Source organism: Amycolatopsis sp. NPDC051061, from assembly GCF_040682935.1.
Taxonomy (GTDB): domain Bacteria; phylum Actinomycetota; class Actinomycetes; order Mycobacteriales; family Pseudonocardiaceae; genus Amycolatopsis.
The window spans coordinates 18358-30860 of the sequence record NZ_JBFBBZ010000082.1; the positions used below are offsets into that span (position 1 = coordinate 18358).

General features: G+C 73.6%; 3 protein-coding genes. All 3 read left to right on the forward strand.

The features are described from left to right. Window positions 1-11: 11 nt before the first annotated feature. Genes AB0N03_RS49465 through AB0N03_RS49475 form a run of 3 tightly spaced genes read left to right on the forward strand, consistent with a single transcriptional unit; the run spans window position 12 to window position 12388 of the window. A complete protein-coding gene (locus tag AB0N03_RS49465) occupies window positions 12-10364 on the forward strand; it encodes a type I polyketide synthase (protein WP_364387997.1) in 10353 nt (3450 codons plus the stop codon). Next, window positions 10357-11115, forward strand: a complete 759-nt coding sequence (locus tag AB0N03_RS49470; protein WP_364387999.1) for an alpha/beta fold hydrolase — start codon at window positions 10357-10359, stop codon at window positions 11113-11115. The genes AB0N03_RS49465 and AB0N03_RS49470 overlap by 8 nt, the downstream gene beginning before the upstream one ends. A 22-nt stretch (window positions 11116-11137) precedes the next feature. Continuing rightward, a complete protein-coding gene (locus tag AB0N03_RS49475; protein ID WP_364388001.1) occupies window positions 11138-12388 on the forward strand; it encodes an activator-dependent family glycosyltransferase in 1251 nt (416 codons plus the stop codon). The last annotated feature ends 115 nt before the right edge of the window (window positions 12389-12503 follow it).

A 12503-nucleotide genomic window follows, 5' to 3' on the forward strand; every position in this document is an offset into this window, starting at 1 on the left:
CGGGGTGCGACGTGAACGAGGAGAAGCTGCTCGGGTACCTGCGCAAGGTCACCGCGGACCTGCACGAGACCCGGGAACGCCTGCGGGAGGCCGAATCCGCGACGTCCGAGCCGATCGCGATCGTCTCGATGGCCTGCCGGTTCCCCGGCGGCGTCGAGACGCCCGAGGACCTCTGGCGGGTGCTCGAAACCGGCACCGACACGCTGACGGACTTCCCGGACGACCGCGGCTGGGACCTCGCCACCGTCTACCACCCCGACCCGGATCACCCGGGCACGAGCTACGTCGACCAGGGTGGGTTCGTCCGCGACGCGGGCGCGTTCGACGCGGGCTTCTTCGGGATCTCACCCCGCGAGGCCCTGGCGATGGACCCGCAGCAGCGGCTGCTGCTCGAGACGTCCTGGGAAGCCCTCGAACGCGCCGGGATCGATCCGCACTCCCTGCGGGGCACGCCGGTCGGCGTGTTCGCCGGGACCAACGGCCAGGACTACCCGGGGCTCCTCAGCCTGGCACCCGGCGTCGGCGACGGCTACGAGAGCACCGGCAACGCGGCCAGTGTCCTTTCCGGACGAATCTCCTACGTGCTCGGCTTGGAGGGCCCGGCCGTCACGGTCGACACGGCGTGCTCGTCGTCGCTGGTCGCGCTGCATTGGGCGGCGCACTCGCTGCGCGAAGGGGAGTGCGAACTCGCGCTCGCCGGCGGCGTCACGGTCATGACCACGCCCGGCGCGTTCATCGGCTTCAGCCGGCAGCAGGGCCTGGCCGCGGACGGCCGGTGCAAGGCGTTCGCCGACGGTGCCGACGGCACCGGCTGGGGCGAAGGCGCCGGTGTCGTGCTGCTGGAACGGCTGTCCGACGCCCGGCGCAACGGGCACCCCGTGCTCGCGATCGTCGCGGGCTCGGCGATCAACTCCGACGGCGCGTCGAACGGCCTCACCGCCCCGAACGGCCCGTCGCAGCAGCGGGTCATCCGCGCCGCGCTCGCCGACGCGGGCCTGTCACCGTCCGATGTGGACGCCGTCGAAGCGCACGGCACCGGGACGAGCCTGGGCGACCCGATCGAGGCGCAGGCCCTCCTGTCCACCTACGGCGAGCACCGGCCGGCGGGCCGTCCACTGTGGCTCGGCTCGATCAAGTCGAACCTCGGGCACACCCAGGCCGCCGCGGGCGTCGCCGGGGTCATCAAGATGGCCCTCGCCCTGCGCCACGGCGTCCTGCCGAAGACCCTGCACGTCGAGCGGCCGACGTCGCGGGTGGACTGGTCGGCCGGGGACGTCCGCGTGCTGACCGAGCCGGTCCCGTGGCCGGCGGACGGGCGGGTGCGCCGCGCGGGCGTCTCGGCGTTCGGGGTGAGCGGTACCAACGCGCACGTGCTCCTGGCCGCACCCCCGGCCGAAGAGGCCTTGCCGGTGGCCGAAAGTGTGCCTGGTGTCGTGCCGTGGGTCCTTTCCGGACGGTCGGAGGCCGCGCTGCGGGCGCAGGCTGCCCGGCTGGCCGGGGTTGACGGTGACCCCGCCGGGATCGGACTGGCCCTCGCCACGACCCGATCGGCCTTCGAGCACCGGGCCGTGCTGGTCGGCGACGCGGCCGAACTGGCCGAGGGCGTCCGCGCGCTCGCGAAGGGCGACGACGTGCCCGGGCTCGTCCGCGGCGCGGTCGCCGAGGGACTGACGGCGTTCCTGTTCACCGGCCAAGGCGCCCAACGCGTCGGCATGGGCCGCGAGCTCCACGAACTTTTTCCCGCCTACGCAACCGCTTTCGACGAGATCTGCGTGGAGTTCGACCGGCACCTCGACCGTCCACTCAAGACGGTCATCGACTCGGGCGAGCACCTCGACGAGACGGCCTGCACCCAGCCCGCCCTCTTCGCGGTCGAGGTCGCGCTGTTCCGGTTGCTGGAGTCCTGGGGCGTGACGCCCGACCATCTCGCCGGCCACTCCATCGGCGAGCTGGCGGCGGCGCACGTCGCGGGCGTGTTCTCCCTCGCCGACGCCGCCGAGCTGGTCGCGGCGCGCGGACGTCTCATGCAGGCCCTGCCCGCCGGTGGCGCGATGGTCGCCGTCCAGGCCACCGAAGACGAGGTGACGCCGCTGCTCACCGGCGCGGTCTCCCTCGCGGCCGTCAACGGCCCGGACTCCGTCGTGGTGTCCGGCGATGAGGCGGCCGCAAACGAGATCGAGCGGCACTTCGCCGCGCTCGGCCGCCGGACCCGGCGGCTCACCGTCTCCCACGCCTTCCACTCGCCGCTGATGGACCCGATGCTGGCCGAGTTCGCCCAGGTCGCGGGACGGATCACGTACGCCCGCCCGCGGCTCCCGATCGTCTCGACGGTGACCGGCACGCCGGTGACCGACGAGCTGGCCACCCCGGACTACTGGGTGCGGCAGGTCCGGGAGCCCGTCCGGTTCGCCGCCGCCGTGACAGCGCTCGCAGAAGCCGGGACCACGCGGTTCCTGGAGCTGGGGCCGCACGGCGTGCTCGCCGCGATGACCGAGGAGTGCCTGCCCGGCGCGACCGTCGCTTCGATGCTGCGCAAGGACCGTGACGAGGTCCGGACCGCGCTGGCCGCCGTCGCGACGGTGTCCGTCCGCGGCGCGCGGACGAACTGGGGCGAGCTGTTTCCCGGCGCGCGGGCGTGCGAACTCCCGACCTATGCGTTCCAGCGCGAGACCTACTGGCCGGAGCTGCCCCGCCCGGTCGGCGGCGCCACCCGCGACAGCTTGCTCAAGCTCGACTGGGTCCCGGTCGAGGCGGGAGCGCCCGCTCCGGCCGCGTGGGCCGTGCTCGGCTCCGGCCACCGCGAACTCGGTGCCGCCCTGTTCGCCGAGCTGGGCGCGCTGGCCTGTCACCCCGACCTCGACGGCGTCGCGGAAGCGGGTGCGCTGCCCGACGTCCTGGTCGCCCCGTTCCGGTGTGCCACGCCGGGGGAAGCGGCTCATCGCGCGCTGCGGCTCGTGCAGTCGTGGCTGGCCGACGAGCGGTTCGACGGCCGCCCCTTGGTCGTGCTGACGCGGAACGCCGCTGTTGCCGACGGGGTGGCGGACCTCGCGCAGGCTCCGGTGTGGGGGCTGGTGCGCTCGGCCGCGGCCGAGAACCCCGGCCGGTTCGTGCTCGCCGACGTCGAAGACCCGGCGGCCGCGCGCCTGCTGCCCGCCGCGCTCGCCACCGGCGAGCCCGAGTTCCTGCTGCGTGACGGTGAGATCCGGGCCGCGCGCCTGGCCAAGCTGACGTCCTCCGAGCCGGGACCGTCCGCATCCTTCGGTCCGGAAGGGACGGTGCTCGTCACCGGCGGCACCGGGGCGCTGGGCGCACTCGTCGCCCGTCACCTGGCCACCCGGTACGGCGTGCGTCACCTGCTCCTGGCCAGCCGTCGAGGTCCCGACGCCGACGGCGCGGCCGAGCTGGTCGCGGACCTGACCGAGCTGGGCGCGGAACCGGTCGTCGCGGCCTGCGACGCCGCCGATCGTGCCGCGCTGGCGACCCTGCTGGGAACCATCCCGGCGGACCGGCCGCTGACCGGCGTCGTCCACGTCGCCGGCGTCCTCGACGACGGCGTCGTGTCCGCGCTGACCCCCGAGCGCTTGGACGCCGTGCTGCGTCCCAAGATCGACGCCGTCACGAACCTGCACGAGCTGACCGCCGACCTCACCGCGTTCGTCGTGTTCTCCTCGATCTCCGGCACGCTCGGCCCGGCCGGGCAGGCGAACTACGCGGCGGCCAACGTCTGGCTCGACGCGCTGGCCCGCCACCGCCGCGACCACGGCCTCCCCGCGCTCGCGCTCGGCTGGGGCCTCTGGGAGCAGGCCGGCGGCATGACCGGCGCCCTCGCCGACCGCGACCGCCGCCGGCTGGGCGCCACCGGCATGATCCCGTTGTCCACAGTGGAGGGACTCCGGCTCTTCGACGCGGCCTGCCGCGCCGGGGAGCCCGTGGTGCTGCCGATCCGGTTCGACCTCGCCGTGCTCGGCGCGGCCCCGGTCCTGCCGCCGGTGTTCGCCGGACTCGTCCCGCCGCGGCCGGTTGCCGAACCCGCCGCCGACCGGCCGGCCGACGTGCTCGACGCCGTCCGCACCGCCGTGGCGCTGGTGCTCGGCTACGCGAACGCGTTGGCCGTCGAGCCGGACCGGGCGTTCAAGGACCTCGGCTTCGACTCGCTGACCGCGGTCGAACTCCGCAACCGGCTCGCCGCGACGACCGGACAGCGCCTGCCCGCGACGCTGATCTACGACTACGCCACGCCGAACGCCCTGGCCGCGCACCTGGCCGGCGACGCGGGACCGGCGGTGGCCGCGCCCGTCGCGGCCCGGACCGACGACGAGCCGATCGCGATAGTGTCGATGGCCTGCCGGTTCCCCGGCGGCGTCCACACCCCGGACGAGCTGTGGACCCTGCTCGCCGAAGGCCGCGACGCCATCGGCGGCTTCCCGGCCGACCGTGGCTGGGACCTCGACGCGCTCTACGACCCGGACCCCGACAGCGAAGGCACGTCCTACGCCCGCGAAGGCGGATTTCTCGACGACGCCGCGTTGTTCGACCCCGCCTTCTTCGGGATCTCACCCCGGGAAGCCCTCGCCATGGACCCGCAGCAGCGGCTGCTGCTCGAGACGTCCTGGGAAGCTCTCGAACGCGCGGGGATCGACCCGGAGTCGTTGCGGGGTCAGCCGGTCGGCGTGTTCGCCGGGACCAACGGCCAGGACTACCCCGCCCTGCTCGCGCTGGCGCCGAAGAGCGCCGAAGGCTACCTCGGCACCGGCAACGCCGCTTCCGTGCTCTCGGGCCGGATCTCCTACGCACTCGGGCTCGAAGGCCCGGCCGTCACCGTCGACACGGCGTGCTCGTCGTCGCTGGTGGCGATGCACTGGGCGATCCAGGCCCTGCGCGCGGGGGAGTGTTCGCTCGTGCTCGCCGGCGGGGTCACCGTGCTGTCGACGCCGGGCTCGTTCGTCGAGTTCAGCCGTCAGCGGGGCCTGTCGCCGGACGGCCGCTGCCGCGCCTTCTCCGACGACGCGAGCGGCACCGGCTGGGGCGAAGGCTCCGGAATGCTGGTATTGGAAAGGCTTTCCGACGCGCGCCGCAACGGGCACCCGGTCCTCGCGATCGTGCGCGGCAGCGCGGTGAACCAGGACGGCGCGTCGAACGGCTTGACCGCCCCGAACGGCCCCTCGCAGCAACGGGTGATCCGGGCGGCACTGGCGAACGCGGGCCTGTCATCGTCCGATGTGGACGCCGTCGAGGCGCACGGGACCGGGACGTCGTTGGGCGACCCGATCGAGGCGCAAGCGCTGATCGCCACCTATGGTCAGGACCGTGACCGTCCACTGTGGCTGGGTTCGATCAAGTCCAACGTCGGTCACACGCAGGCGGCGGCCGGCGTCGCCGGGGTTATCAAGATGGTGCTCGCCCTGCGTCACGGTCTGTTGCCGCAGACCCTGCACGCCGCCGTGCCTTCGTCCCATGTGGACTGGTCCGAAGGTTCCGTGCGGCTGCTGGCGAAGTCCGTGCCGTGGCCGGAGGACGACCGCGTGCGCCGCGCCGGCGTCTCGTCGTTCGGCGTGAGCGGCACGAACGCCCACGTCATCATCGAGCAGGCACCAGAGCGCCCCAATGTGGCCTTGGTTGCGTTCAACGCACCGAAGGGCCCCTTGGGTGCGTTGAACGCACCGAAGGCCACATTGGGGCGCTGGGTGCCCTGGGTCGTGTCGGGGCACACCCCGGAAGCTCTACGCGGACAGGCCGAACGGCTGTTGAGCCACGTCGCGGCCCACGCGACCGCGCCCGCCGAGATCGGCACCGCACTGGCGACCCGCACGGTCTTCGCCCATCGCGCGGTCGTGGTCGGCGAAAGTCGGGACGACCTGATGCGGGGGCTGGCCGCCGTCGCCGCCGACCGTCCCGCGCCCGGCGTCAGCACGGGTGTGCGCGCCGAGGGTGGCATCGCGTTCCTCTTCACCGGGCAGGGCGCGCAGCGGCTCGGCATGGGCGCCGGGCTGCGCCGCGAGTTCCCGGTGTTCGCCGAAGCCTTCGCCGAGGTGTGCGCCGAGTTCGACGCCCACCTCGAGCGGCCGCTCCTGGACGTCGTCGACACCGAACCCGAGCTGCTCGACCAGACCGGCTACACCCAGCCCGCGCTGTTCGCGATCGAAGTGGCCCTCTTCCGGCTCCTCGAATCCTGGGGCGTCCGGCCGGACCGGCTCGCCGGGCACTCGATCGGCGAGCTGGCCGCCGCGCACGTCGCGGGCGTGTGGTCGCTGGCCGACGCCTGCGCCGTCGTCGCCGCGCGGGGCCGTCTCATGCAGGCCCTCCCGGCCGGTGGAGCGATGCTCGCGATCGAGGCGACCGAGGCCGAAGTCGTCCCGGCGCTGCCCGCCGGTGTCGAACTCGCCGCGGTCAACGGACCGGCGTCCGTGGTGGTCTCCGGCGCCGAGGACGGCGTCCTGGCGGTCGGGCGGCAGTGGGCCGGGCGCAAGACCCGGCGGCTGCGCGTCTCGCACGCCTTCCACTCGCCGGCCATGGACGCGATGCTCGCGGACTTCGGCCGGGTCCTCGCCGGCGTCGTCTTCGCCCCGCCCACCATCCCGATCGTCTCGACGCTGACCGGCGAGCCCGCGACCGACCTGACGTTGCCGGAGTACTGGCTGCGCCAGGCCCGGGGCACGGTCCGGTTCGCCGACGCCGTCGCCACTCTCGCAGGGCTGGGCGTGACGCGGTTCGTGGAGCTGGGCCCGGACGGCGTCCTCACCGCGATGGCCGCGTCCTCAGTGGACGATCGCGCGGTGGTCACCGCGCTGCTGCGCAAGGACCGTGACGAGCCGCGGGAACTGCTGACCGCCCTGGCGAAACTGCACGTCAGCGGTTCCACAGTGGACTGGAGGACCGTCCTCGGTGGACCCGGCAACTCGGCGGAGCTACCGACGTACGCCTTCCAGCACGAGCGGTTCTGGCCCGAGTTCTCCCTGACCCCGGCCGGTGACGTCACGATGGCGGGTCTCGACCGCCCCGACCACCCGCTGCTGGGCGCGTCGATCACGAACGCCGAGGACGGCGTCGTGGTGTGCACGGGCCGGGTCTCGCCGCGCACCCACCCCTGGCTCGCCCACCACGTCGTCGCGGGCAGCACGCTGTTCCCCGGCACCGGGTTCGTCGAGCTGGCCCTGCGCGCCGGCGAGCAGGCCGGCGCGGGCGGCATCGACGAGCTGGTCATCGAGACGCCATTGCCCCTGCCCGAGCGCGAAGGCGTCCAGCTGCAGGTCGTTCTCGGCGCACCGGACGAGACGGGCTCGCGCCCGGTGACCGTCCACTCGCGACTCGACGACGAGCCGTGGACCCGGCACGCCAGTGGCCGGCTGGCCGCCGAACCCGGTCCCGTCCCCGAAGACGTGACGGAGTGGCCGCCGGCCGGGGCCGAGCCCCTGGACCTCGACGGCCTCTACACCGGCGGCCCGGAGGGCGGGTTCGGCTACGGCCCGGCCTTCCAGGGCCTGCGCGCGGCCTGGCGGCTCGGCGACGAGGTGCACGCCGAGGTCGCGCTACGACCCGAGGAACACGCGGACGCGGCCCGGTCCGGGCTGCACCCGGCGCTGCTGGACGCGTCGCTGCACGTGCTCGGCACGGTCGCCGAGTGGGCGGGCCGCAACTACCTGCCGTTTTCCTGGAGCGGGGTGACGCTGCACGCGAGCGGTGCGACGGCGGTCCGGGTCACGGTGACCCCGAACGGCCACGACACGGTGAAGCTGAGCCTCGCCGACCCCATCGGCCGCCCGGTGGCGTCGATCGACGCGCTGGTGCTGCGTCCCCTGGCCGCCGGGGCGGTGCGGCCGGTCCGGAAGGCGCCCGAATCGCTGTTCCGGCTGGACTGGCGGCCGGTCCCGCCGGCGCCGGTCGAAGCCGTCGCGCGGCGGTGGGCCGTCGTCGGTGCGGACGACCTCGAGGTGGGGCCGGTGCTCGACGCGAGCGGTGTCACGTGCGAGTCCTATGTGGACCTCAAGGCACTCGGTGCCGCGGTCGGTCTCGGCATGGCCGCGCCGGAAGCGGTGCTGGCCGTCCGCACTCCGGCGGCCGGTGAGCTGCCGGACGTCGCCCGGGCGGCCGCGCACGGCGTGCTTTCGCTGCTGCAGGAGTGGCTGGCCGACGAGCGGTTCGCCGCGTCCCGCCTGGTCGTGGTGACCCGGGGCGCGGTGGCCGCCGCGGCCGGCGACGACGTCCGCGGCCTGGCGTGCGCGCCGGTGTGGGGCCTGGTCCGCTCGGCGCAGTCGGAGCACCCCGGCCGCGTCCGGCTGATCGACCTCGACGACCAAGACGAGTCCGTCGCGGCCCTGCCGGCCGCGGTCCTCGCCGACGAACCCCAGCTCGTGATCCGCGAAGGAGCCCTGCTCGCGGCCCGGCTGACCCGCGCCACCACCGAAGCCGCCACCGGGAAGCGCCCGTTCGGGCCGGACGGCACCGTGCTGCTCACCGGCGCCACCGGCAGCCTGGGCCGCGTGCTGGCCCGGCACCTGGTCACCGCGCACGATGTCCGGCGGCTCGTCCTGACCAGCCGGAGCGCGTCCGGCGCCACCGAACTGCAGGCGGAGCTGACCGCGCTCGGCGCGGAAGTCCGGCTCGCCGCCTGCGACACCGCGGACCGGACCGCGCTCGCCGGGCTGCTGGCCGACGTCCCCGACCTCGCCGGGGTCGTGCACGCGGCCGGCGTCCTCGACGACGGCGTCCTGTCCTCGCTCACGCCCGAGCGGATGGACGCGGTGCTGCGGCCCAAGGTCGACGCCGCCTGGCACCTGCACGAGCTGACCGCGGACCGCAACCTCTCGGCGTTCGTGCTCTTCTCCTCGGTGTCGGCCACCTTCGGCGGGCCCGGCCAGGGCAACTACGCCGCGGCCAACGCCTTCCTCGACGCGCTCGCCGCCCACCGGGCCGCCCGCGGCCTGCCCGCCCAAGCGCTGGCCTGGGGCTTGTGGGAGACCGGGATGAGTTCCGCGCTGGACTCGGCGGACCGGAAGCGGATGTCGCGCGGCGGCGTCCACGCGCTGCCGGTCGAGCAGGGGCTGGCGTTGTTCGACACCGCCACCTCGCTCGCCGAACCCGCGCTGGTCCCGGCGAAGCTGGACCTCACGGGGCTGGGCGGTCAGGTCGCGTCCGTCCTCAAGGGACTCGTCCGCCCGGCCCGACGCGCCGCGACGGCCGCCGCCCCGGTGTCCGGAGAGGACGTTCTGCGCGCCGCGCTGGCCGGGAAACCGGAGCACGACCAGCAAGCGGTGCTGCTGAACCTGGTCCGCGCCACCGCGGCGACGGTGCTGGGGCATGCCGGTCCCGAGGCCGTGCGCCCGGACGTAGGGTTCCTCGTGGCCGGCTTCGACTCGCTGACCGCGGTCGAGCTGCGCAACGCCCTCGGCGCGTCCACCGGCCTGCGGCTGCCCCCGACGCTGGTCTTCGACTTCCCGGCACCGGCGGACCTGGCCGCGCACCTGCGGACCGAGCTGAACGTCAGCGCGGCCGTGCCGACCACGTCCACTGTGGACTCCGGCGAGACGCTCAGCGGCTTGTTCCGCACGGCCTGCGAACTCGGCAAGATGAAGGAGGGCTTCGAGCTGCTCCAGAACGCGGCGCTGCTGCGGCCCACCTTCGACACGGCCGCCGACCTGGCCGAGCAGCCGGGATCGGTGCAGCTCGCGGCCGGGGAGCGCACTCCGAAGCTGATCTGCTTCAGCTCGTACGTGGCGCTGGCCGGGGTGCACCAGTACGCCCGGTTCGCCTCGCCGTTCCGCGGTGACCTCGACGTGCACGCGCTGCCCGCTCCAGGGTTCGTCAAGGGCGAGGCGCTGCCGAACAGCGTCCGCGCGGTCGCCGAGGTCCAGGCGGCGTCGGTGCTGCGGGTTGCCGACGGCGCGCCGTTCGTGCTGCTCGGGTCCTCCTCGGGCGGCATGCTCGCGCACGCCGCCGCCGAACTCCTCGAAGCGCGGGGCACGCCGCCGCTGGCCGTCGTGCTGCTCGACAGCTACCTGCCGCGTGAGGACTCACCGCTCGACCGGTTCCGCGACGAGCTCTTCGGTGGCATGTTCGACCGCGAGGAGGTGTTCGCGCCGATGGACGTCGCCCGGCTGTCGGCGATGAGCTGGTACTTTCGGCTCATGGCCGGCTGGGAGCCCGCCAAGCTGTCGGTGCCGCTCCTGCTGGTCCGCTCGTCCGAGCCCCCGGTCGATGACGGGCGGCTGGCTCCCGAGGAGTGGCAGACGCACTGGGACACCGCGGACTTCGTCGTCGACGTGCCGGGCAACCACTTCACCATGGTCGAGGACCACGCCGCCACCACCGCCGAGACCGTGCGCGGCTGGCTCGGCACCACCCTGAGGACGGAGTTCACGCATGACTGAGAACCCGGAGCTGTGGCTCCGCCGCTACCACGACGCGGACGCGGGCGCCGTCCGGCTGTTCTGCCTGCCGCACGCGGGCGGCTCGGCCAGCTTCTATTTCCCGATGTCCGCCGGGCTCGGCCGCTCGGTCGAGGTGCTGTCGGTGCAGTACCCGGCGCGCCAGGACCGCCGGCTGGAGCCGGGGATCGACAACATCCCCGAGCTGGCGGACCGGCTCGCCGAGGTGCTGGCGGAGAAGACCCGCGAGCCGTTCGCGCTGTTCGGCCACAGCATGGGCGCGACGCTCGGGTTCGAGGTCGCGACCCGGCTGGAGGCGGCCGGGGCGTCCCCGCTGCACCTGTTCGCGTCGGGCCGGCGGGCGCCCGCGTGCCGCCGCGACGAGTCCGTGCACACGCTCGATGACGACGGGGTGATCGCCGAGGTCCGCAAGCTCGGCGGCACCAACGCGGTCGTGCTGGGTGACGAAGAGATCCTGCGGATGGCGCTGCCCGCCATCCGCAACGACTACACGGCCGCGGAGACCTACGTCCACCAACCGGGACCGAAGCTGAGCACGCCGATCACCGTGCTGACCGGCGACGCCGACCCGAAGACCACGTTGGCCGAGGCGCGCGCCTGGCAGGACCACACCGACGGCGAGTTCGAGCTGAAGGTGTTCGCCGGCGGGCACTTCTTCCTCGCCGACCACCAGCCCGAGGTGCTGCGGCTGATCTCCGCGCGGCTCGCGGGTACGTTCTCCGGCCACCGATAACCACACTGAAAGGGTCCCTCCCGTGCGCGTGTTGTTCGTGACGCTGGACGAGAAGTCCCACCTGTACTGCATGGTCCCGACGGCCTGGGCGCTCGTCGCGGCCGGGCACGAGGTGCGGGTGGCCGCGTCGCCGGGGTTTGCCGACGTCATCACCGGCACCGGTTTGACGGCGGTGCCGGTCGGCGTGGACAACACGATGCACGAGGGCATGAAGCAGAACCGCGACGCCCAGGAAGCCGACATCGCGAACTGGAACGACACCGACCCGGCGTCGCACACCTGGGAGGCGCTGCACCAGCGCTACACGTTCACCGTGTGGGCCGGGTTCGCCATCTACAACGACGAGATGGTCGTCGATCTGGTCGCCCACGCTCTGTCGTGGAAACCCGACTTGGTCGTCTGGGACGCGCTGACCTACGCCGGGGCGATCGCGGCGAAGGCGTGCGGCGCCGCGCACGTCCGGCAGCTGTGCTGGGCCGACGTCTGGTGCGCCATGCGCGCGACGTTCTTGAAGGTGATGGCCGAACAGCCGGCCGAGGAGCAGGAAGACCCGCTGTACGACTGGCTGGAGCTGACCGGACGCCCGTTCGGCGTGGACTTCGACGAGGAACTCGTCACCGGCCAGGCGACCATCGACCCGCTGCCGGAGTCGCTCGGCGCGCGCTCCGGTGTCCGGCGGCTGCCGGTGCGGCACGTGCCCTACAACGGCCGCGCGGTGGTGTGGGACTGGCTGCGCGAACCGCCGTCCCGGCCGCGGGTGTGCCTGACGCTGGGTTCGTCCAACACGGACGCGTTCGGCGGCGACTACGTCTCGATCCCCGAGATCCTGGCCGCTTTGTCTACTTTGGACATCGAGGTGATCGCCGCGCTGGTGCCCGAGCAGCGCAAGGCCTTGGACACGGTCCCGGAGAACGTCCGGGTCGTCGAGTCGGTGGCGCTGCACACGGTGCTGCCGAGCTGCGCGGCGATCGTGCACCACGGCGGTTTCGGCAGCTACGGCGCGGCGCTGGTGGCCGGGGTCCCGCAGCTGACCGTGACCACGCCGATCGCCGACCACCTCCTGCGTCCCCAGCGGCTGGTCGACGAAGGCGCGGGACTGTTGTTCACCCACAACGGCTTCACCGCCGACGACCTGCGGTCCGCGGTGGCCCGGCTGGTCGGGGAACCGGAGTTCACGGCCAACGCGCGGCGCCTGCGCGACCTGGCGCTGGCCCAGCCGACCCCGCACGAGCTGGTCGCGGACCTGGAGAAGCTGGTCGCCGAGACGTCATGAACGACTCTTTCATGTCGCCGGACTTGAATCCACCGATGTGAATTCGGGTGATCTTGCTTTAGGTTTGTTGATCTTGCTGTGGGGTGTGGGCGTGCTGGACCGTGCTGGCCGCTCC